Here is a 21563-nt window from a genome sequence, read left to right on the forward strand (position 1 = left end):
GAAGGGCGGTCGCCTACGCGGCGAAAGGCTCCATGAGCCATCAGCCGAACGATCTTCCTCATAGGCAATAGGTGAGGCCCGGGGACACTGTCCCCTCCACAACCACGTCCGTCACAACACGGGCAGGGGGCCGGGCATTCCCGCTGCGGCGGCCGCCGATGTGGTCTTGCGTGCCATGTCTCTCGGGAGGGAGACGGTGTTCGTCCACCCGCGCGGCCACTGAGTAAAGCCGCGGCCCGGTGGTTGGTTAGTTGCTCAGTGCGTCGACGTAGAAAGGAGCGAGAGCACGGATTCGGCGTTCTGGAACGTCTTGAGCAAGGGCTTGGACGGCGAGTTCTGTGCCTGGGGTGGTGGCTCCGCCGAACAGCTTTCGCAGACGGAGCAGACCGTTGGCGGCAACGTCACCGACGCGGGTGTTGGACTGAAGCGCGCGAAAGATCTCGGCTGTCTCTTCGTGGGGAACGACGGCCATGATGCGGTAGACGCACCGGCATCCTTGTTGGACAGCCGGTCGGTTCGGTTTTTCGCCTCGGCTTCGGTGATCCGCTCATCGAGCTTGAAGGCCTTCGCGACAAGGAGGGCGGCCGGTCCGGCGACGTAGGCGTCGACCTCGCGGTTGTCCCCCGGCGTGAGGCTGCGGAGAGTCATCACGGAACGGTCGACGGCAGCGACCTCGAGACCGGGCACCTTCTTGGTGGCCCATTCATTGTGGGGCCGCAGCTCGGTACGGCGTTTGTTGTTCGGCACCGGTGCCAGCTGGTGGGGGACGAGAAGGTCGACCTCGACAGGCACGGTGGCATCGCCGATCTTCTCAGGGCGCTCCCACAGGCCGGACTGGTTTTCGCGAAGTGAGAAGCCCGCCTCGCGCATGGCCTGCTCCAGCAGGGGCTGGTCGCCGAGCTGAGGGGTCGATGCTGATGTCCCCGTCGGAGGTGTAGGCAGCGCTACGGATCTCTGCCTCCTGGGTACGCAGATAGACCGCCTGCGCTCCCACCACCGTCAACGCGTCCCGATGGTCTTTGAGCGCGGTGAGAGCGTCCAGCAGGACCTTGCGGGCCGCCACATTGAGTTCATCCAGGTCCGCACCTGCAGGTGCTTGCGACATCGCGCCCCCTTGATCGGTGGCGAGATCCTAGAACAGTCCGTGCGGTTCGTCCCGGGAAAGGAGAGAAAGACCGTCTACCCGCCACAAGCGCTCTTCCTCCATGAACTCGAGGACCTTCTCCCCTTCTGCCGGCATACGGCCCGGACCGGAGAGACAGTCCAGTACAAGCTGACTCAAACCGACCTGGAAGTAGCGGTCGTACCGCCTCGGGCGCTGCAGCACGCCGGGATCCGGAGCCTGGAGCAGCAGAACATCGGCGGCCTCTGGTACCGGGAGCAGATGGAGCTCTCTGACCACAGTGCGGATGGAATCCGGTCCGGGCGTCACGTAGAGCATGAGCTGACCGCCGACAGCGACGGGAGCGACAGGGCGGGCGGCGTAGGAGCCGGTGACCAGCACCCTGCCTCCTGCGATGAAGCCTTGTCGCTCCACCAGCTGCTCCAGGACTGGTTGCAGCCCGTTGGGCGCCAGCATGGCGTGCGGGCTGGTCTGCTTCATGAGGTCGAGGTGGCTTGCTCTGGTGCGCAGAAGCTCCTGCCAGTTGACCGAGGTGACAGTCCTGCCGTCGCGTCCGATCAGCAGCTGGTCTTCGAGGGCGTCGAGAAGACGTGACACGTACGGGAGACTCAGAAGCCGTATCTCAACCGAACGTGATCGCTTGATTTTCGCTGGTCAGGCATGGTCTAGCTCGGAGTGAGGGAGGCATGCGGCGTCTTGTTTCGGCTCCGTGATCGAGGGGTGCACGATGGCGTCGGTGCTGGGAATGCTGGAGGAGCGGGAGACAGCGGCCCGGGTGCGGGTGGAAGGACTGCGGGAGGAAGTCGCGCGGCTGGCTGGGGCGTTGGAGGCCGCGGAGATCGAGCTGGACCGGCGGGTGATCGCACGGGAGGAACTGGTCGAGGCCCTGGCAGCCTCGGCTGCCGAGACCACCGCCGTGACCGGGGCGGAGGCGGAAACCGCGCCCGCGCCGGTGCCGGGTTCGATTGTGCCGCCTTGGCGTGAAGGCTTGCCGGTGACGGTGCTGGCGCCGGACTACCAGCGGATTCTGGGCGTGTTCGACGAGCGGCAGCCTGCGGGCCAGGGACCGCTCAAGGCCAGGGAGATCACGGCTCGGCTGGGCTTGGAGACGACGTCGGCGAAGGTCGAGGGGGTGCGCTCGAAGGCCAGGCGTCTGGCGGAGCGCGGGTGGCTCCTCCTGGAGACGTCGGGGGCGTTCAGCGTCGGCCGGCGGCCCGTGGCCGCGTCAGACGCCGGCTCATCCGCGTGACCATCGACCACCGGATCATCGCCTCGCTGCTGGCCGGCAGCGTCTCGTAGTCCCGGGCCAGCCGGCGCGAATGCATCAGCCACGCGAACGTGCGCTCTGCCACCCACCGCCTGGGCAGCACCACGAACCCTGTCATGTCGTCGGTTCGCTTGACGATCTCCAAGGTCAGGGCGAGTTTGTCCCGGCACCAGTCGACGAGGGAGCCGGTGTAGCCGCCGTCGGCCCACATGAGAGTGATGTCGCGGTGCAGGCGGCGCAGCCGCTGCAGCAGGCCCGTGGCGGCGTCCCGGTCGCCGATGTTCGCGGCGGTGACCGCGACGACCAGCAGCAGGCCGAGGCAGTCGGTCACGATATGCCGCTTGCGGCCGCCCACTTTCTTCCCGCCGTCGTAGCCGCGTGAGACGGACGGCACCGAGGCCGCGGCCTTCACCGACTGCGCGTCGATGATCCCGGCCGTCGGCTCGGCCTCACGGCCCTCCCGCTCACGCACCCGACCGCGCAGCCGGTCGTGGAACTCCGTGATGAGCCCGTGCTCGCGCCAACGGCGGAAGAAGGCGTAAACCCGGCCCCAGCCGGGGAAGTCCGCGGGCATCGCCCGCCACGAGATCCCGCCCGCGACCAGGTAGCGGATCGCGTCCAGCAGTTGGCGGTGGCAGTAGCCCTCGGGCTGCCCGCCCCGGCCCTTCAGCCAGGCCGGCACCGGCAGCAAGGGCCGGACGGCCGCCCACTCCGCGTCCGTCATGTCCGAGGGATACCGGCGTTCCCGGTCAGGATGGTCGGCCGCGTTGCCGTACACGTGCGCGAGGCAATCACACGATGGAGCAGCCGAGTTGAACTGAACGGGTTCGGACGCGTACAACAACGACACCAGGGCCTCCCGGCACTGCTCGGTCAGATTCGCATCCCCGAGCTACCGAGAGGCCCTGTCTTCATGCGCGCACAACGGGAAGATCACCCCGACGGGAAACCTGTTCGACACGCACGTTCCATGATCGGTTGAGATACGGCTTCTAAGTGAGCAGGGCAGGCTGTCTGCGCCAGGTAGTACGGGATAACGTCGCGCTGTTGGGCAGGACGGACCCTGCGGCGGGTGAGCCTCCTGGTCATCAGGGCGATGACGCCCAGGGGATCAACGACTCGTTCCGTGGGCCCTGGCTCAGACACCGGCCGCAAAGTAGCGGGGGTGGGTATGCGTTGCTCACGTGCGCTGTGACGCTGTCTTCCGGCGGCGCAGCATCATGGTGAGGGGCAGGATCGCACCACCGAGGAGCAGCCCTGCCGCGCCTACGTAGAGGGCCGTGGAACTACCGCTGTCAGCCACGGCCTGCGCGCGGGCTGGTCGGCCTTGGCCGGACTGGTGGGGGAAGGTGATGCGGGCTCTGTAGGTTTCCTCGTACAGGCCGCTCGTGAGGTGGAGTGTCGCTTTCCAGGGGCCGTTGGCGACTTGGTCAGTCACCAGGACTGTGACGGGTTCTGACTGGCCGGGTGCAAGGGTGGTGCCAAGCGCTACGGGGTAGGGGCCGGCGCTGATGCTCCCTTGTACCTTGGTCAGGTGGAGGGTGCCGTCAAGGTCCAGGGCGCGGCCGCCGGTGTTGTGGACCTGTGCCTTGACGATCGCGTGGCCTGCCGGGTCACGTTCGGCGGTCATTGTGTCGACGCTGAATCTGGTCGGTGGTGGATTGTGGCCGCCGACGGAGAGATACAGCCGGATGCCGGCGCGGTTGACCAGGGTGACACCGGGGCCGTGGCCTCCGGACATCTGTGCCCAGACGACGCCGTATCTCTCGCCGGGGGCCGCGTCCCTGGGCACGTGGATGGTCACGGACGTGCGGGCTGTGGAGTGGGGCGGCACCGTGAGCCGCGGTCTGTCCAGCGAAGTCCAGGAGGTCAGTTCGTTCCGGTGTCTTCCGAACGTTCCGATGAACGACCCGTGCTTGATCTTCGCGGAGCTGGGATACAGCGTCACGCGCGCCGGTTCGGCGGAGGTATTCGCCACCTCCACGCGTCGGCGGATGGTGGTGCCGGGGCGCAGGTTGTCGATGACGTACTGCCGTGCGCGTGTGTCGTTGACCAAGTCTGCGGGAACATCGAGAAGCCGCACGGAGAAGCTGCCGTAGCCGTCGGCGCCCCCCGCCGCCACGGCACGGGGGGCCGCGATCGCGGACGGAGGGCCGCTGATGGCCCCGGCCAGCGCCAGCAGGCACAGCACTCCAGCCGGAATGTACTTGTGCACCAGAAGAATCCTCGGCTCGTGCTACGTCACGCCACGGAATGCGTGATGGTCGAGGTGTAGGTACCCGCGAGCGCGTTCGCGGGTACCGTGATCGAGATCGTCGGGTTCCAGCTGGCCGAGTTGCTACCCGCGACCTGGGTGGCGACCTGCACGGGGCCCGGCGGGTACAGGGGGCGCAGGTCGCTCGGGGTCACGGTGGCGGTCCCGATCACGCTCGCCTGGGGAGCGTGATACGTGCTGGAGTTCGGTGCGGAGACCGAGATGGTCGTGTTGTTGGGACCGATGAAGTCCACGGCCTGTGCCGTGACGGTCCAGCCGGCGGTGCCGCTGCGCTGGTCCGTCACAGTGACGTTGCCCAGCTGGTTGGTGACCGTCTGCGGGCTGGAGCTCACACTGGTTGAACCCAGGTCGACCGGTCCCGCCGGCACCGTGATGCCAAGTCCGCCGCCGGTCACTTCCAGCGTCACCGGAGTGTCTTCGGCGGAGGCTGACGTGGGGCAGGCCAGAACTGCCAGGGTGGACAGCATCACCGACAAGGGAACGCTACGACGCATTCTCTTCTTCCTCTCAGAGGGAGACGCACCAGCGCCTCGCTTCATGATCACTGGCATGGTGACGGCATGCGCCGCCACCCCGAAGCGGTCCCCGATCCGACACGATCACAGCTAACCGACCGGATCAATAGGCACACCGCAGCCCGCGCACCCTCGAATCAGTGCCCGAGGCACGGCAGTTTCGACCAGGCGTTGACTTGACCCCCCAAAGCGAGCCGTCCGTTCCTGATCCGCGCATGCCAAGCGGCCTCTCGGTCCTTGCGTCGCGTCTCGAGCGGGCGGTTTCACCGCTTGCGGTTGGTCGCGGGCAGGGAGGGAAGCTGATTCGTCTCGTTCTGGCTTCGGAATGATCGCGTCTCTAGACTGAACTCGGCTGCAATGGCGAACGGCTGTTCTCAGTGGGAGCGTTCATGAACAGGCCGGGCATCGACTTCAGAGCTGTGTTCGCGGCAGTCCCCAGCCCGTGCCTGGTGCTGACCACGGACTTGGTGATCGTCGAGGCGAACCCGGCGTATCTGGAGGCCACCGGGCGGATGCGCGCGGACCTGATCGGCCAGTATCTGTTCGACGCGTTCCCCGACAATCCCGGTGATCCTCACGCGGACGGGACGCGTAACCTTGGTGCTTCCCTGAGCCGGGTTCTGGCCACCGGGGAGCGGGACACGATGGCGGTGCAGAAGTACGACATCCCGGTGGCAGGTCCGCCGGGGGCGTTCGAGGAACGCTACTGGAGCCCGGTCAATTTGCCTGTCCTGGATGCCGATGGGCAGGTTGTGCTGGTGCTCCACCGAGTGGAGGAGATCACTGCGTTCGTCCGCGCCCGCGATGCAGCGGGCAGCTCGGGCCATACCGAGGAGCTGGAAGCCGAGCTCTACACGCGCGCCCAGGAACTGCAGCGACTCAACGAGCAGTTGAGGTCCGCCCGCGACGAGCAGAGCCGACTGCATGAGCAGGCTGAGCGGCGCCATGCCTGGGAGCAGGCGCACGCGGAGATCACCACGGCACTGCTGCAGGGACAGGATCCGGATCAGGTGCTGCGTCTGGTCGCCGAGCGGGCCTGCCGGGTAGCGCAAGCGGACGTCGCCGCGCTCGCGCTGCCCCTTCCCGGCGGATCCGAGCTCACGGTGAGCGAGCTGACCGGACCTCACTCGGCTGGTCTGGCTGGCGTGCGGCTGTCCGTCGAGGGCTCGCTGTGCGGCCGGGTCTACCGTGAAGGGGCGCCCCTGATCAGTGACAACATGGCCGCCGGTCTGCCCGGAGGCGTACCCGGCGAGACCGGGCAGGTCCAGATGGGTCCGGTGATGATCGCACCGCTGGCCGAGGGCCGCCTCACCACAGGCGCTCTCTTCGTGGCCCGCGCACAGGGCGGCCCACATTTCGACCAGGACGAGCTTTCCATGCTGACCCTGTTCGCGGGTCAGGCTGCTCTCGCCCTGCAACTCGCCGCTCAGCGGACCGATCAGGAAGAGATGCACCGGATCGCGGACCGCGAACGCATCGGCGCCGAGTTGCGCGGCCGCACCATCAAAGAGATCTTCTCCATCACCATGACACTCAACGGTCTGGCCACCGCGCTTCGGGCCGATCACCAGACAGCGGTGATGGACGTAACCTCGCGCCTGGACGCGGTAATCGGCGACATCAAGTCCACCGTCTTCAGCACGCCCCCGGCACCACGCAGCCCGCGAGCCCGCAGGTGAAAGAGGACGGCAGCTGATCGTGCCGGAGCCGTCATGGTTGGGGGAGACGCAGCCACTCCGACCGTCGAGGAAGACGTCCGCTCGGGTCTCACCAGGGTTCAGGGCAGAGGAGCAGGCACAGAGGGGACGTCAGCCCCCCGACCACGAATGCCGCCAGCGATCCACGCGGACGTCCAGTTCCCGGGCGACCGTCTGCGACATCGGCCGTCCCAGCGGCCAGTCCACGACCTCCGCCGCCACAGTATGCAGCTTGATGTTCAGCGACTGGGACACCTCCAGCAGCATCCCCCAGCCGTCGGGGGGCGGCACCTGCCACACCGCAGCCAGCACGCCGAGTGCCTGATCTATCACCGCGTGCGAGGCGACCGCCTGCTGCATCTGCGCGTTCTCCTCGCTGAGCCGGGCGATCTTGTCAGCCGCGGCCTGATCAGCGGGAGAGAAGCGATCACCCACAGACGCCATGAATTCTCCTGGAAGTCGGGGGCAGCACTAACTCCATCGTGCCCCGGTTCCTCGCCCCCATGGCACACCATCCCCGGCCGGCCCGCTCAGGCCCTCCGCCGCTTGGATCTTAGCCGCGGTCCTCTTCGCGGGCATCTCATAGACCTGCGTCTCATTACCGATGCCCTCGCCACGCGAGGCCTTCGCCTTGGCTTGCAGGCGGCGCACACCGGCCGGGAGTGGCGCAGGCGCCCAGGCGGGTGATGCACGGGCGGGCGGGCGCGGCAAGTGGAACCTTGGGTTGAAAGGCCAAGTGGCACGAGCGGTAGCGGTACGAGGAGCGGCGAGATGGCAGCGAAGGTTGATCACGCGGTGCTCTTCGCTGCCACGCCCAGCCCGTATCTGGTGCTGGGCCCGGATCTGATGATCGTGGAAGTCAACCGCGCCTACGCGGAGGCGACGGGGCGTACGCGGGAGGACCTGGTGGGCCAGCACATCTTCCAGGTGTTCCCCGACAACCCCGATGATCCGGATGCTGACGGAGTATGGAACCTGAACGCCTCGCTGCACCGGGTACTGGCCACGCGCAGGGGCGACACGATGGCGCTGCAGAAGTACGACATTCCTGTCCCTCACCGGCCCGGGGTGTTCGAGGAACGCTGGTGGTCCCCGGTGAACACGCCGGTTCTGGGGCCGGACGGGCGGGTGGTGTGGATCATCCACCGGGTGGAGGACGTCACCGCGTTCGTCAAAGCCCACCAGGCCGCTCACCCCACCGGGATCCGCGTCGGTGAAAGCCTGGAAACGACCCAGTCGCTGGAGGCGGAGCTGTATGCGCGAGCGCGGGAGCTGCAGCGGCTGAACGAGGAGCTGCGTCAGGCCCACACCCGGGAACGCGAGGTCGCCGTCACGCTGCAGGAGGCCATGCTGCACGCACCCGACCTGGCCCACCACCGCGATGTCGTGGTGCGCTACCTGCCGGCGGTCGGCTCGCTGAACGTGTCCGGCGACTGGTACGACGTCGTTGACATCCCCCCAGACCGGCTGGCGCTGGCCGTCGGCGATGTCATCGGCCACGGCCTTGAGGCCGCCGCGGTCACTGGCGAGCCGGGCAGGGCCGGCTGCCATCAGGGCCGGGGGACTTGCACCCACAGGCTGCGGGTCCGAAACCGTACCCCCGCAGCGAGGAACCACAGGATCGAGAACATGCGCGGGTACTCGCCCCGGACAGACGGAGGGCGAGGAGGTACGGCGGCTCATGAACAGGCATCCCCACCATCCCTGACAAGCACCGGCTGGAACTGCCGCCGACCGTGGGCAACGAGCAGCTGGACCGGCTCCAGGAGAGCCTGCATCAGGTTGCACGCGCCCACGGCCGGATGCGCTCCCTGCTGGATGCGGTGCTGACCATCAGCAGCTCCCTGGACCTTGATGTGGTGCTGCACACCATCGTGGACTCGGCCCGCAAACTCATCGACGCCCGCTACGCCGCCATCGGAGTGCTGGACGAGGCCGGCGAGTTCACCGAACTGATCACCTCCGGGGATACGGCATCGAGGCCGCCACCCTCATGAGTCAGATCAGCAACGTCCTGCGCGTGATCGCCTTCGACGAGCAGGAACCCCCCAGCCGGATCCTCAGCCGTCTCGACGACGTCCTGCGCCGTCTCCCACGGCGGCCCCATGGCCACCGTACTGGCCGCCCGCCTGAGCCCCCGGCCGATGACGGCAGCCGCCCGATGCGGTGGGCCAGCGCCGGGTACCTGCCACCCCTTGTAGCCACCGGCAATCACCAGGCCCGCTACCTGCACACCGGCTCCGTCGGCCATCCCCTCGGGGTCGACACCGCCCTGCCCCGCCCCGACCACCAGCACACGCTCCCGCCTGGGTCGACCCTGCTGCTGCACACCGACGGCCTCATCGAGAGCCGCGACCACGGCCTCGACGACGGCATGAACCGGACCCAACGGATCGCCGCCCGCCATGCGACGCAGCCGCTCGACGAACTGTGCAACGCCCTGCTTTCCGAGCCCGACGGCACCTTCTACGACGACGTGGCCCTGCTGGCCGCCCGCCTCGCCGGCTGAGAAACCGCTCCGCATCTGAGTAACGAGTGGTGTGCATCGTGAAGTTGCAGGTCATGGGTCTGGTGTGCGCGGGGCACGAGATGCTCGTGCTGGTCGTGGACGGATGACTTCAGTGAAGATCATCGGCTCTGAACTGCTGATGGCCGAGTGCGAGGACCGCGATCGCCGCCGGGCCGAACGCCGCATCCGGGCCGCGCACTTCCCCGGGAGAAGTCCCAGAGGTTACCTGGGGTTGGAGTTCAACGACTGGCGTATGCCCTGGTGGGAACGTTCTGACGCGTCGGTGACGTGCTGGGCGAGGGCAGCTTGAGGGCCAGGCGGAAACCTCGTGGCTGCGCGAGATCGAGCCTGCTTGGATCACTGTATGAGCAACGAAGACGTGCGGCAGATCGGGATCCTGTTGTTCCCCGATGTCGAGGAGTTGGATGCGGTCGGCCCCTGGGAGGTCCTGGCCTACTGGACGCGGGTCTTCCCCGAGGACAAGTGGGCGGCGTTCTGCTTCTCCGCCGACGGCAAGCCCGTGAGCTGCTCGAAGGGACTCACGGTCGGATCGCACTACTCGATGGACGACCTGCCCGCGCTGGACGTCCTGCTGCATCCCGGCGGCCGGGGAACCCGGCCTCAGCTCAACGACAGCCAGCACCTGGAGTGGGTACGCCGCCAGCGCCGGTCGGTTCCGCTCATGACGAGCGTGTGCACCGGCTCGCTGGTCTTCGCCGCAGCCGGCCTGCTGACCGGGCGTCCGGCCACCACCCATTGGGGCGCCTTGGACCGACTCAAGGAACTCGACCCGACCATCGACGTGCGGGCCGACGAGAGGTTCGTCGATGACGGTGACGTGGTCACCTCCGCAGGGGTCTCGGCCGGCATCGACATGGCTCTCCACCTCGTCGCCCGGCTGTCCTCTCCGGAACGCGCGCGCCAGGTGCGCCGCGGTATTCAGTACGATCCGCAGCCACCGGTGTGACCTGACCCCGTTCAGCCCGCGGTAGGGCCGGAGAATGCTTCGGTCGTGAGCTCCTGGAGTTCGGCGAGCGGGACGTCGCGGAGATGCTGCGTGAGCCCCCACCGATGACCGAAGGGGTCGAGCAGCTGGCCTTCTCGCTCGCCCCAGAAGGTGTCGCTCAACGGGCGAATCACGGTGGCCCCGGCATCGACGGCCCGCTGCCAGGTGCCATCGACATCGTCGACATGCAGGTAGATGGCACCGTAGGTGCCACCGAAGTGCTGCGGCCCGAAAGACTCCATCTCGGGGAACTCGTCGGCCAGCATCAGGGTGAGCGTCCCGATGCGGACCTGGACGTGGATCAGCCGGCCGCCGGGTACCACCAGCCTGGTGAGCTCCGTGGCTCCGAAGGCTTGTTGGTACCAGGCGGATGCCTCGTCCGTGCCGCGAGCGGTCAGGTGCAGGGTGTGGGAGTTGAACGACATCGGTGCTTCCTTTCTGAGATCTGGGCGCGGCCGGTTCGAGCACGGCATCAAAGCGCGCCGACGGCCCGACCAGTCGATCGACGGCCTTGCAGCGGGAGTTGTCAGGCTCGAGGCCGACGCGCGCCTCAGCTGCCCCATGACTGCAGCTTGTCCGGGTTTCGAATCGCCCAGATACGTCGGATGTGGGACTCGTCGATGTCGAACGCGTACACGGTAAGCACCTCACTGCCGTTCACCGCGACGAGGCCCGGTTGGCCATTGACGGTCCGCTCAAGGAGGTCGAGTCGGCCCGCGAGACCCGCCAGGTGTACCAGCAACTCCGCAACCCGAAGGTGGCCCTGGACCGGCACCGGCGAGGCCATCGCGCGACCACCACCGTCGGCGATGGCGACGACCGACGGGTCGAGGAGTCGTACCAGGGCATCAACGTCCTTGGCCTGCCACGCCTGCCGGAACTCACCGACGATGGCAGAACGCCGCCGCGCCCGTGCACCGCGGGTACGGGCAGCAGCCACTCGTCGACGACCCGACGAGGCGAGCTCGCGGCAGGCACCCGGCGTGCGGCCGACGATCTCTGCGACCTCGTGGAACGGCACCCGGAACACATCGTGCAGCATGAAGGCGACACGCTCGGCCGGCGTCATCGAGTCGAGCACGACCAGGAACGCCATCTCAACGGACTCGTCCAACGTGATGTCGTCGGCGGGATCTCTCGCCGTCGATCCGTGGGAGAGCGCGCTCCACTCGGCCCGCGCCGGCAGTGGCTCTGGAATCCACTCGCCAACGTACCGCTCGCGGCGCATCCGCGCCGAACGGAGCTGGTCCATGCAGATCCGGCTCACGACAGTGGTCAGCCAGGCTGCGGGATTCGCGATAGCGGCCCGGCGCTCGACAGGTTGCGCGAACCAACGGGTGTACGCCTCCTGGACGGCATCCTCCGCCTCGGTCAGCGAGCCGAGCAGCCGGTAGGCGATATTGGCGAGGTTGCGCCGCTCCGCCGTGGGCGGCTCGTCTGCAAGGCGCGCCGGAGCGTCTTCGTTTCCGCCTGTGATGTCCATTCGGTCAGTGCCTTTCGCTCGCCACGTATGAATCCTCCTGCGAGATACGACGGATCAGGACCCGCAAACGTCAGCGGGCGACCACGGCGGCCCGTCTCCTGACGATCGAGGCCACTACCGCGTCGGTGTGGGCGTTGGCACAGCGGTCGACCACAGCGGCGACCGCGTGCCCATGGTTCGCTCCGATTCGCGACAGGAGAACGCATCATGACCAAGATCGGCATCATCATCGGCAGTACGCGTCCGGGACGGCTCGGCACGCAGGTCGCCGGGTGGGTCCACGAAGTCGCTGCGCGAAGGTCCGACGCCGAGTTCGAGCTCGTCGATCTCGCCGAGTTCCGGCTTCCGCTCTTCGACCAGCCGGTTCCACCCGCCATGGGCGGAACCGGAGGCCCCGAGGCGCAAGCCTGGGTGCGCACGATCGATAGGCTCGACGGATTCGTGTTCGTCACGCCGGAGTACAACACCCAGCTCCCCGGCGCACTCAAGAACGCCATCGACTTCGTCTACGCCGGCTGGGCGAACAAGGCCGCCGGGATCGTCGCTTACGGCGTCGTGGGCGGCGCCGGGTCCGCGGCCCAGTTGCGGCAGATCTGCGGTCTGCTCGGGCTCGCGGACGTGCCGTCCCAGGTCTCCCTTCACCTGGCCACGGACTTCGAGAACTTCACAGTGTTCACTCCGAGTGAGTCCAGGGCGCGTTCGCTGGAGGAACTGCTCGACCGTGTCGTCGCCTGGACCGCGGCACTCGAGCCCGTGCGAAGTGCCCACGCGGCGTCCATCGCCTGAGCTGCCTCCCCTGAGGGACAACCGATTGAGACCAGAAAGGAGAGGATCGATCATGCCTCATCTCACCGTCCACGCTCTCGAGCCTCAGATCACCGGGCACGAGAACGACCTCATCGCCCGACTCACGGACGCGGTCACCTCCGTCTACGGAGAGTGGGCTCGCAACCTCGTGGTCGTACAGCTCGCGGGACTCGCGGTCGGCCGCTGGGCCGTCGGCGGGGTCGCGGGCCATGAGTTAGCGCCGACCGTGACGCTCGCCATCCGAGAAAAGGCGCTCACGCGGGCCGACGGGCCGCAGATCGCGGCCCGGCTCGTCGCCGCAGTGACAGACGCAGTCGCCATGGCGCTCGGCGAGCAACATCGCGGCAGGATCGTCGTCGACATGGTCGCCACACGCGACGATCGCACCGCCGTCGGCTGCCGTCTCGTGAGTGAGGCGGTGATGAGTGAACCGGACGAACTGAGGGACCGCGTCGAAATCGAGGCGCTCCGCGCGGAGTTCACGGACGCGGCGATGATGAATGACCACGATCGACTTGCCTCACTCTTCATGCCAGATGGCGTTGTCCGAATTCCGGACGCCGGCATCGAAGCCGCCGGACGCGACGGCATTCGGGGTCTCGGGCAGCAACGTGAGGCCAGCTTCGAGGTCTTCGCCCAGACGACCCACCCCGGGGTCATCTCGCTCTCAGGAGACACCGCGACCGGCCGCGCCTATCTCTCCGAAGTCATCCGGATTCGTGGTGGCGCCTCGCACCTCAATCACGCGATCTACCACGATCGCTACCAGCGCACCCCAGACGGCTGGCGCTTCGCTGAACGCGCGTATGAGATTCGTTATCTGGACTCGACGCCACTCGCCGGGAGTCCTGGTGGATCCGTCGCGGATCACGGATAGTCGCATTCCGCGCAGGACTCGTCACCGAGAGGTTGAGCGGCGAGGACCGGCTCCAGGTCCACTCGTCGGGATCGGCTGCGCCGTGGGTTACGTCCTCTGGCGACTTCCGATCACCCGAAATGCCACGGCAGGGCAGTTGCAGCAACTACCACCGCCACCGGGAGACCTGGCCGGAGGTATCACGGCGGCGCTCGCCCCTATCTTGATCTTGGACAGTCGCCACCTGCGGCGACCGTGCAGGCACCGACACCGACGCCGCTCCCTACCGCACTCGGGACGCGGTCCCGACCACCTCCGGGTCACCGACCCCGGCGACGACCCCGGCGACGATTCCGGCCAGTCCCGGCTGACGGCAGATCACGGAGTCCCGGCCGCACTGAAGCAGACGGCGACACTGGCGGGGTAGAGCTGCCCTGACCGAGCCATCCGGGACCGTGGATCCCGGAGTTCACGTGATCCACGGAAGTGAAGCAGTCTCTCGGCTACTGAACTTGAAAGCGCAATGTCGGTTGCTGGGATCAGGTGGTCACCGTTTGCGCTTGGGGCTCCACTCGTAAGCTCCTGGTGCCGTCTCGATGACTTCGCGGGGCCAGGTCAGTCGGACGTGTTCCAGGCGCCCGCGATGCTCGGCGATCCAGTCTTCCTGGGGGCGGGTTCCCAGGGCTGCCGTAAGGCGGTCCGGGTCGCTGACCTGGACCGACAGCCAGCCGTCTTCGTGCACGTGGATGTCGAGGCTCAGGCCGCGGACCCCGCCGATGCTGACCGTTTTGCCTGGTCCCAGGTCGGACAGCTCCTGCTCCCAGGAGTCCAGGTCATGCTGGAAGAGGTAAAGGTCGAGCCGGGCATCGACGAAACTCGCAGAGACGAGCACGCCCGCGTGCAGAATGTCGTGGCCGGTCAGCACGCCCGGCTGGGACCGTCCTGTGACGCGCACAATACAGCGGTTCCCATCCGGATCGGCAAGGTGGATCAGATCGATCGGAGCAGGTTCCGTCATTGAGTTACTCGCTTTCGTGCGCCGGCGTGGACTGCATCGTTTCCTATCGCCGGACGAACGAAACAGTCAGGCCCAGGCTTGGGAGTCACGTGTCCAGGGGCGGTGTGCAGCAGGGTCTCGGCGATCCGAGCTGGTACTGCCCCGGCGCACGATCTGCTGCAGCTTCTGCCCCTCCTGGTCGGTCAGTCCGCGCACCCGCACAGGCTCGGCCACTCACGCCTCCAGCGGTCGGAACGGACGTCACCGCCCATCCAACTGCCCCAATCGCCAACCCTTCCCGGTCAGAGCACTAGCGAGTACGGGTCTGGCCCGTCACCCCCACTGAAATCGGGTGACGGGCCATACAGGGGAAGGCGGCCAGAGGACGGCGGCCGGCTGCACGCCGAGGACAGGCGCACCGCCGGCCGCCAGGTACCGGTCCGGGGCGGCCGGCACCCGCTTGCGCGGTCAGTGCCGGTGGCCGCTGCGGTGGTAGCCCTACGAGACCTCGTCGATGAAGCGGCCGTGGTCGTTGCGCAGGGTCGCGGTGTCGGAGGGACGAGCAGGATCGCACAGGCTGCTTGCCGGTTCGGGCCGGCCCCTGAACCCGCGAGCAGTGGCCGCGCTCGTGAGACTGAGCGGCCGGTCACTGCCTCTCGCTCAAGATCGCTCGCGCGGAGGGCGCCGGGCGGCATGTTCACCAGGCGCCGACGGGTGACTCCTCGACGAGCGGGCCGAACGCACCAGATGCCTGCCGGGGACTTGATCTCGAGGGCCGGATCAGGGGCAGAACGTTCATGGGACAGCCAAGGCAGTCACGAGACTGGTGGCCAACCGCTCGAACGTCTCCCGGTCGGTCTCGGTGAACACGTTCAAGGCGTCGACGATGATGCATTCGACGGTCACGTTTGCCTGCTTGAGTGCCTCTTGACCCGCTTCTGTCAGGTGGTTTTCGATGATCCGGCCGCGCCCTGTGGTACGCGTCACCAATCCCAGCGATTCGAGTCTGTGCAGCAACGATCCCAGGGTCTGAGGCGCATGGAACGAAGCCCTGGCCAGCTCGGATGCCGAGGCTCCCGGCATGCGGTACATCTCGCGCAGCACAGACCACAGGCCGAGGTTGAGGTCGATTGGCTTCAGTGCTTCATCGGCCCGCATCGTGAACAGGTGCATGGCCCGCTTCAACGTGAGACCGAACTCCACCGGCTGGGGCAGCTTATTGATCATTCCCCTGTCATCATCATCCACATTTGACACTATAGCAGCCAGCTTCTATATTGAAGGTGGCTTCAATGCTGCCGGAACCACGGGACAGGGCGGTGTACTCCTGCGTGCTGCCGGCCGCCTCACCCTGCTGCGGCCCCTCGCAAGACTGCGCATGCGAGCCCGCACTGTCGCTTGCAACGCGGCTCGACCTGCGCCGGCAGAGGTTTTCCGCGTCCGCCCGAGAATCGTCCCCCCCTTTTTTGCCTTCTCGACGGACATATTTCCGCAACGAGAAAATTGCGAACTTGGAAAGGTGTACTCGATGAGCGGATCCAGTCCGCCGCGCCCGGCACGGGTGATCGTACTGGCAGACGACTCACTGACCGAGGAAGGTGTCACTGCCCATCTGACGGCTGATGCCGGCGTGGACGTGCTCACACCAGATACGATAGAGCGTCCGGATATTCTGCTCATCATCGCCACAGAGATCACGGACAAAATGTTCACCCGAGTGGGGTGCTACGCCCGGCAATCGGCTGGTCAGCTTCCCCGACTAGTGCTGGTCGCAAACAGTCCCACTCCGAGTCAGCTCTCCCGCGCCGTCGAACTCGGTCTTGCCGCTTTCGTACCTCGACAACAGGTCAGGCTTGCGGACATCGCGACCGTGGTCAACGCGGTAGCCCAAGGTGGAGCTTCGATGCCGCAGCCCCTGGTGGGCCGTCTGCTCGAACAAATCCGGGATCGGCAGGGGGTGGACCAAGAGACCGACGAAGACGTCACGCCCACCACTCTTACGGTTCGGGAAGCCGCAGTACTTCGACAGCTCGCATCCGGATTCAATACCTCGGAAATTGCGGCAGCGCTGCACTATTCGGAAAGGACCGTCAAATACATTATCCATCAGGTGATAACGAGATGCGATCTACGCAACAGGGTGCATGCCGTGGCCTACGCCATACAGAACGGTCTCCTGTGATGAGAACATGACGTCCACCCAGCCGGCACCAACTCGTGCGACTTCATGCGAACAAGGCGTACGACATCGTCCGCAAGAGGCGGCTGACCGGCTCCGTCGCCTCGGCCACCGCCACGAACGGAAACCGGGCAGCTAACTCTCCACCGTTATCAGGCCGCGAATCCGATGTTCGTGACGTACTCGTACTGGCCCCACTGGGAGCCGAGGTCGGCGACCTGGTCGATCCAGGCACTGTCGAGTTCCTGGTCGTCGGCGGCGGCCCACGCGGCCACGATCCGGTCCCAGTGCCGGACGTTCAACGTCCGGAATTCCACGGGCCGCTGGCGCGGCCGAGAGACCTGTGACTGGTTGAGCGGGTGGAACTCCACACGGGTGCCGCGTCCGTCGCGGTTGAGCCGGGCGAGCAGGTGGCGTGCGACGTTCGCCCGCCGCACGGTGCGGTAAGCCCGCTCGATTCGCTCCAGGTTCTGCCGGGAGGGCTGGCGGGTGCCGACGAGCCAGGCCCGGATGGTGCGGTCTGTGACGGTGAGGCCGGCGGCCCGGGCAGCCTTGCGGGCGTGGTCGGTGCGGGTGAGGTAGTGCAGGCGGGCGAGCAGTCCCCGGCGTGCGGTGACCGGGGTGGCGATGTACCCCGCGAGGGCATCGAGTTGGCGCGCGACGGCTTCGTGTCCCTTGATGCCTCGTGCGCCGTACTTGCCGAAGTCGATGTTGCGCTCAGGCATGTCAGGCCTCTTCCGGAGTCATGGGGGCGGCGTCGCCGACGGTGTAGACATCCTTGACCTTCACCTCGGTCACACCGCGCCCTTCAGGGAAGATAGCGCGCCAGTCGCCGATGATGTGGAGTTCGTCGGTGCCCATGGCTCGGACGACCATGAGGCCTTCGTCGTAGGCGCGGTGCGCCTTCCACCACAGGTTCGCGAACGCCTGGGAGCGGATCAAGTGCATCCAGTCGGTGCGGTACAGCTCACGGTTGTAGTTCGACTCCCCCATGGTCGAGATCAGCTTGGAGTACATGGCCTTGATGTACTCCAGGGTCACTTCGTCGTCGGCGGCGATGGCCCGGTCACGGGCGTCTTTCAGCGTGACCCGGAACTTTTCCAGCAGGCCCTCGGTGGCCCCTGACGTCCACGATTCGTGGATTACAGGCGGGTCGCACAATCCGTACTTCGGGCCCGAGATCCGCAGCAGCAGGCGCAGGGTCGGTTCGGTCACCCACAGCGGGCCGGGCTCGTCCCTGCTGCCGATCGGGTTGGGCAGCACCTCGTCGTGGTTCCAGTCGGACGGCGTGACCAGGTGGATGCCGGCGCGGCGCCGGTCGTGCCGACCGTCGGTGGAGTGCTCCAGTTGTCCGAGCGGCAGGTGTGTCTTGAGCGCCGACAGATATGCGCCGTTGACGTCGAGCGCGGTCACCTCGTGGGCGCCGGCCGGGAGTTCGGGGCGGGTCCACTTCGGGCGGGCCTCCCACACCTGGTCCGCGCCCCGCGCCGACTGCTTTCGCAGCACGTCCGGCAGCCACGGGTGCGCGACCACGTCGTAGCGGCCGCCCTTGCGGGACTGGTCGAGCAGGGCCATCGCGTCCGGGATCGCGCGCTTCACCAGGGCCGCCGTCGCCGCCGTGAAGTCCCCGCCGTGCTCGGCGAGCGCGGCCGCGACCGCCGACGAGATACGTGCCGCGAGCGGATCTGGAGCGTCGGCGGGTCCCACCCGACGCCCGACCGCGACGACCTTCATACCGCGCGGTTCCTGGCGGGCCCTGCCGGTACGGCCCCCACCGGGCTCTACAACTGCCGGAACGGCCACAGGCCCGGGCGGCGTCTGCACGGTGGTGGGCGCGGACGGCGGCACGGTGGTGCACTCGGTGGGGTCCAGGTGTTGAGGAAACCCCTCGATCTGGTGGCGAGCCGGCTGCCCGCACAGCACACACGGCTGCGGCACCGCGAGCACGTCCGAGCCCACGTCCAGAGCCGCCACCGGCTCGGTATCCGCGGTCAGCGCAGCTCCGGACTCGCTGGCAGGGCTCTGCCCGGCTGCTTCGGCAGCCAGCTTGGCCGCGGCTCCCTCAAGAAAGTACGCGTACTTCACCCTCGTATCGCCACTCGGATCCCGCCCCGCCTCCCAACCCCCCACGGTGGAAGGACTCACCCCCAAGGCTTGAGCAAGCTGAGCACGCGAGAGGCTCAGCTCCTCACGCAGGGCGCGCCGTTGTCCTGCCGGCGGCAAGGCCACCTCTTTTCCCGCACCGGCAAGAAGCGCGTCGATCGCATCGAAGTCCGTCATCACACGCCTCCCCCGGCAGCCGCAGAACGTCGGATGCCGGCCTGACGGCTCATGGCGCGGCGGCGTGGGGTCGGCAGCGCCTCGGTAGCCTGGCTGGGTCCCGCCATAAGGTCCAGGACGTCGATGCCGTAATGCGCGGCGACCGCCTCGCAATCCGCGAGAGTCCACGCCGCGGCGCCACGCTGCCGACGACTCACCTGAGCCTGACTCACCCCCAGCACAGCACCGAGCACGGACTGCGACTCACCCGTCGCAAACAAAAGCGCGGCCACCGCCGACCTGACCCGCTCCTCAACACCCACTCCCATAACACGGAATCTATCACGCATAACCCATCTACTATTCTTATTTCGCATTTCTGATGCGGAACAAGCCCTCATAGTCACCCTCGCCCGAACCCGCACAGACGGCCAGGCGCAGCCCGAGAGAGCCGACGTGCGGCACGAGCGCCGCGCCTGGTCCCGGTCGGAGGGCGCGGTGCTGCCGTGAAACCGCCCTCAGTGACCCTCAAGGCCGCCGATTCCCCCTCGGAATGCACCCGCGGGACAATTCGGGACTGGACTCCTGTTTGACCGGGGACGGTGCCGGCTCCGCCTCAGGACTCCCCCGAGGGCCCCTGGGCGGCGTCATCGAGCAGTCGGCCTCATCCTCGAATGGAACCCGGCCAATGACATCCGACCAATGCCGGTCGACGGCTGTCGCCAGCTCCTGGTGAGGATTCAGACAACCCGTGAAGTCGAGACTCAGAAGCGGACGCGTGCGACCGCGGTGGTTGGTGTGCTCGCAGGCGTTCTGAGCGTGGGTCTGGCCGGTTCGGCCTCCGCGTCATCGGTGCCCGTCTGGCGGCTGGAAGTGTGCTCCTGCGGCACCTACCAGACCAACGTGTACTGGGGCAACGGCGGTTTCATGGGAGTCCCGCCCGGGCAGTGCGGAACCCGATGGTTCCAGCGACGTGAAGTCACCTTCGGTCGAGTCGAAGCAGACGTGGTCGAAGCCGGGCAACCCAGTGATCTGGGACTTGAACCGGTGTATCAGTGGTCAGGTCTCGCCGGAAGCGGCCGGGTCACGTCCACTGGAGTGGTGTATCGACGGCCACTCGGTGATCTCGTTTTGAGGCTATGCGGTGAGTTCGGTGGGCAGGTCGGTCTTGTCGGTTTCTGACTCGATCGGGTGGAGGCGGGCCTTGGCGAGGAGTTCGCGGCCCATGTAGCGGCGGGCTTCGGTCCATTCGTCGTTCTGCTCGGCCAGGACCGCGCCGACCAGGCGGATCAGGGCGGTGCGGTCGGGGAAGATGCCGACCACGTCGGTGCGGCGGCGGATCTCCTTGTTCAGTCGTTCCTGTGGATTGTTCGACCAGATCTGCCGCCAGATCTCACGCGGGAAGGCGGTGAAGGCCAGCAGGTCGTGCTGGGCGGCGTCCAAGTGGGCTGCTGCCTTGGGGAACTTGGCCTCCAGTGCGTCCAGCACGTGCCGCATCTGGGCTTGGACGGCGTCGGTGTCGGGCTGTTCGAAGACCGTGCGCAGCAGGGTGGCCACCCACGGCTGGGCCGATTTCGGGACCTGGCTCAGCAAATTTCGGGCGTAATGCGTGCGGCATCGCTGCCAGGAGGCGCCGGGAAGGACCGCGCCGATCGCGTTCACCAGGCCCGTGTGGGCGTCGGAGATGACCAGTTGGACGCCGGACAGGCCGCGGGCGGTCAGCGAGCGCAGGAAGGCGAGCCAGCCGGCGCCGTCCTCGGCGGTGGCGACGTCGATGCCGAGGATCTCACGGTGTCCGTCGGCGTTGACGCCGACCGCGACCAGGGCGTGGACGTTGATGATGCGGCCGCCCTCGCGGACCTTCTGGGTCAGCGCGTCGACCCAGACGAAGGCGTACGGCCCGGCGTCCAACGGCCGGTTGCGGAACGCGGTGACCTGCTCGTCCAGGTGCTTGGCCATCGCGCTGACCTGGGACTTCGACAGCTGGGTGACCCCGAGGGACTCGGCGAGTTTCTCGACCCTGCGGGTGGAGACGCCCAGCAGGTAGGCGGTGGCCACCACCGAGATGAGGGCCTGCTCGGCCCGCCGGCGCCGTTCGAGGAGCCAGTGTGGGAAGTAACTGCCCTGGCGCAGCTTGGGGACGGCGAGCTCGACGGTGCCGGCCCTCGTGTCCCACTCGCGTGGGCGGTAGCCGTTGCGGTAGTTGACGCGTTCGTCGCTGACCTGCCCGTACTCTGCGTTGCAGAGGGCGTCGGCCTCCGCGGACATGAGCGCGTCGGCGAACGTCTTGACCATCGCGCGCAGCAGATCGGGACTCGCCGCGGCGAGATTGTCCTCCGCGAGGGCGTGCAGGGGCAGACTGTCTGGTGCGGTCATCGTGCTGATCTCCTTCGAGGCTTCGACACTTCGAAGATCAGCCGGTGGCCGTTCGTCTATGCGGGCCTCATCCCGATGCCGGAGCAAACCCCCGGATCAGGTCGAACCCGTACACCACTTCCCTGGACGCAACCAGCGGCCGTGCCGGGGTGTCCGGGGGCACACACCGTCCAGGCGTAGCGGGGGGAGCGTGCGAGGACCGTCTGCCATGAGC

23 protein-coding genes are annotated in these 21563 nt (G+C 67.3%); 9 read left to right on the forward strand and 14 right to left on the reverse strand.

The genetic code is table 11. From position 1 onward, the window contains the following. Positions 1 to 255: 255 nt before the first annotated feature. Together ACZ4O3_RS40900 and ACZ4O3_RS40905 are read right to left on the reverse strand one after the other, a co-directional pair. Positions 256 to 870, reverse strand: coding sequence for a hypothetical protein (locus ACZ4O3_RS40900; RefSeq protein WP_467727387.1), 615 nt, complete (start codon positions 868 to 870; stop codon positions 256 to 258). 262 nt (positions 871 to 1132) lie between these two features. Then, positions 1133 to 1720 carry a hypothetical protein gene (locus ACZ4O3_RS40905; RefSeq protein ID WP_467727389.1) on the reverse strand — a complete coding sequence of 196 codons (588 nt, stop codon included), beginning with the start codon at positions 1718 to 1720 and terminating at the stop codon, positions 1133 to 1135. Positions 1721 to 1850: 130 nt separating this feature from the next. Here ACZ4O3_RS40905 and ACZ4O3_RS40910 point away from each other — a divergent pair, with 130 nt between their 5' ends. Beyond that, on the forward strand, positions 1851 to 2372 hold the full coding sequence (locus ACZ4O3_RS40910) for a hypothetical protein (protein WP_362720247.1): 522 nt from the start codon (positions 1851 to 1853) through the stop codon (positions 2370 to 2372). Here ACZ4O3_RS40910 and ACZ4O3_RS40915 read toward each other — a convergent pair. The 3 genes from ACZ4O3_RS40915 to ACZ4O3_RS40925 all read right to left on the reverse strand — a co-directional run bounded on the left by ACZ4O3_RS40915 (position 2320) and on the right by ACZ4O3_RS40925 (position 5159). Beyond that, positions 2320 to 3114 (reverse strand): IS5 family transposase, encoded by a 795-nt coding sequence (locus tag ACZ4O3_RS40915; RefSeq protein ID WP_467727391.1) that lies wholly within the window; start codon positions 3112 to 3114, stop codon positions 2320 to 2322. The genes ACZ4O3_RS40910 and ACZ4O3_RS40915 overlap by 53 nt on opposite strands. A 456-nt stretch (positions 3115 to 3570) precedes the next feature. Further along, complete coding sequence (locus ACZ4O3_RS40920; RefSeq protein ID WP_467727393.1) at positions 3571 to 4581, reverse strand: COG1470 family protein; 1011 nt, start codon at positions 4579 to 4581, stop codon at positions 3571 to 3573. A 50-nt stretch (positions 4582 to 4631) separates the two neighbouring features. Beyond that, positions 4632 to 5159 (reverse strand): WxL domain-containing protein, encoded by a 528-nt coding sequence (locus ACZ4O3_RS40925; RefSeq protein ID WP_467727395.1) that lies wholly within the window; start codon positions 5157 to 5159, stop codon positions 4632 to 4634. A 410-nt stretch (positions 5160 to 5569) separates the two neighbouring features. Here ACZ4O3_RS40925 and ACZ4O3_RS40930 point away from each other — a divergent pair, with 410 nt between their 5' ends. Then, entirely contained in the window at positions 5570 to 6859 is a 1290-nt protein-coding gene (locus ACZ4O3_RS40930) for a GAF domain-containing protein (RefSeq protein WP_467727397.1), read from the forward strand. A 129-nt stretch (positions 6860 to 6988) separates the two neighbouring features. Here the strand turns inward: ACZ4O3_RS40930 and ACZ4O3_RS40935 are convergent, their stop codons facing one another. Further along, positions 6989 to 7321: an ANTAR domain-containing protein gene (locus ACZ4O3_RS40935; protein WP_467727399.1), complete on the reverse strand. Its 333-nt coding sequence runs from the start codon at positions 7319 to 7321 to the stop codon at positions 6989 to 6991. 327 nt (positions 7322 to 7648) lie between these two features. Between ACZ4O3_RS40935 and ACZ4O3_RS40940 the strand changes: the two genes are divergently transcribed. The 4 genes from ACZ4O3_RS40940 to ACZ4O3_RS40955 all read left to right on the forward strand — a co-directional run bounded on the left by ACZ4O3_RS40940 (position 7649) and on the right by ACZ4O3_RS40955 (position 10353). Then, positions 7649 to 8707, forward strand: a complete 1059-nt coding sequence (locus tag ACZ4O3_RS40940) for a PP2C family protein-serine/threonine phosphatase (RefSeq protein WP_467727401.1) — start codon at positions 7649 to 7651, stop codon at positions 8705 to 8707. Next, positions 8701 to 8874 (forward strand): hypothetical protein, encoded by a 174-nt coding sequence (locus ACZ4O3_RS40945; protein ID WP_467727403.1) that lies wholly within the window; start codon positions 8701 to 8703, stop codon positions 8872 to 8874. The genes ACZ4O3_RS40940 and ACZ4O3_RS40945 overlap by 7 nt, the downstream gene beginning before the upstream one ends. Continuing rightward, on the forward strand, positions 8871 to 9386 hold the full coding sequence (locus ACZ4O3_RS40950) for a PP2C family protein-serine/threonine phosphatase (protein WP_467727404.1): 516 nt from the start codon (positions 8871 to 8873) through the stop codon (positions 9384 to 9386). Before ACZ4O3_RS40945 ends, ACZ4O3_RS40950 begins: the two co-directional genes overlap by 4 nt. Positions 9387 to 9750: 364 nt before the next feature. After that, entirely contained in the window at positions 9751 to 10353 is a 603-nt protein-coding gene (locus tag ACZ4O3_RS40955; RefSeq protein WP_467727405.1) for a DJ-1/PfpI family protein, read from the forward strand. A gap of 11 nt (positions 10354 to 10364) precedes the next feature. Here the strand turns inward: ACZ4O3_RS40955 and ACZ4O3_RS40960 are convergent, their stop codons facing one another. Together ACZ4O3_RS40960 and sigJ are read right to left on the reverse strand one after the other, a co-directional pair. Further along, positions 10365 to 10817 (reverse strand): VOC family protein, encoded by a 453-nt coding sequence (locus ACZ4O3_RS40960; protein WP_467727407.1) that lies wholly within the window; start codon positions 10815 to 10817, stop codon positions 10365 to 10367. 125 nt (positions 10818 to 10942) lie between these two features. Next, complete coding sequence (gene sigJ / locus ACZ4O3_RS40965) at positions 10943 to 11875, reverse strand: RNA polymerase sigma factor SigJ (protein ID WP_467727408.1); 933 nt, start codon at positions 11873 to 11875, stop codon at positions 10943 to 10945. A gap of 207 nt (positions 11876 to 12082) precedes the next feature. Here sigJ and ACZ4O3_RS40970 point away from each other — a divergent pair, with 207 nt between their 5' ends. Both ACZ4O3_RS40970 and ACZ4O3_RS40975 read left to right on the forward strand, forming a co-directional pair. Beyond that, entirely contained in the window at positions 12083 to 12661 is a 579-nt protein-coding gene (locus tag ACZ4O3_RS40970; protein WP_467727410.1) for an NADPH-dependent FMN reductase, read from the forward strand. A gap of 52 nt (positions 12662 to 12713) precedes the next feature. Beyond that, a complete protein-coding gene (locus ACZ4O3_RS40975; RefSeq protein WP_467727412.1) occupies positions 12714 to 13559 on the forward strand; it encodes a nuclear transport factor 2 family protein in 846 nt (281 codons plus the stop codon). Positions 13560 to 14085: 526 nt separating this feature from the next. Here the strand turns inward: ACZ4O3_RS40975 and ACZ4O3_RS40980 are convergent. Next, a complete protein-coding gene (locus ACZ4O3_RS40980; protein WP_467727414.1) occupies positions 14086 to 14556 on the reverse strand; it encodes a DUF5959 family protein in 471 nt (156 codons plus the stop codon). Positions 14557 to 15330: 774 nt separating this feature from the next. Next, positions 15331 to 15783, reverse strand: a complete 453-nt coding sequence (locus ACZ4O3_RS40985; protein WP_467727415.1) for a MarR family winged helix-turn-helix transcriptional regulator — start codon at positions 15781 to 15783, stop codon at positions 15331 to 15333. A 280-nt stretch (positions 15784 to 16063) separates the two neighbouring features. Between ACZ4O3_RS40985 and ACZ4O3_RS40990 the strand changes: the two genes are divergently transcribed. After that, positions 16064 to 16717, forward strand: a complete 654-nt coding sequence (locus tag ACZ4O3_RS40990) for a helix-turn-helix transcriptional regulator (protein WP_467727417.1) — start codon at positions 16064 to 16066, stop codon at positions 16715 to 16717. Between the two features lie 149 nt (positions 16718 to 16866). Here ACZ4O3_RS40990 and ACZ4O3_RS40995 read toward each other — a convergent pair whose 3' ends face one another. The 4 genes from ACZ4O3_RS40995 to ACZ4O3_RS41010 form a co-directional block, all read right to left on the reverse strand. Then, positions 16867 to 17439 (reverse strand): transcriptional regulator, encoded by a 573-nt coding sequence (locus ACZ4O3_RS40995; RefSeq protein ID WP_467727419.1) that lies wholly within the window; start codon positions 17437 to 17439, stop codon positions 16867 to 16869. Position 17440: 1 nt separating this feature from the next. Then, on the reverse strand, positions 17441 to 18994 hold the full coding sequence (locus ACZ4O3_RS41000; protein WP_467727421.1) for a helix-turn-helix transcriptional regulator: 1554 nt from the start codon (positions 18992 to 18994) through the stop codon (positions 17441 to 17443). Continuing rightward, positions 18994 to 19374: a helix-turn-helix domain-containing protein gene (locus ACZ4O3_RS41005; protein ID WP_467727423.1), complete on the reverse strand. Its 381-nt coding sequence runs from the start codon at positions 19372 to 19374 to the stop codon at positions 18994 to 18996. The genes ACZ4O3_RS41000 and ACZ4O3_RS41005 overlap by 1 nt, the downstream gene beginning before the upstream one ends. Before the next feature lie 736 nt (positions 19375 to 20110). Next, the gene (locus ACZ4O3_RS41010; RefSeq protein WP_467727425.1) at positions 20111 to 21349 is read right to left on the reverse strand and encodes an IS256 family transposase; all 1239 of its coding nucleotides are present in this window, start codon (positions 21347 to 21349) and stop codon (positions 20111 to 20113) included. Between the last annotated feature and the right edge of the window lie 214 nt (positions 21350 to 21563).

The sequence above is a fragment of the Streptomyces sp. NPDC026515 genome (assembly GCF_055567595.1).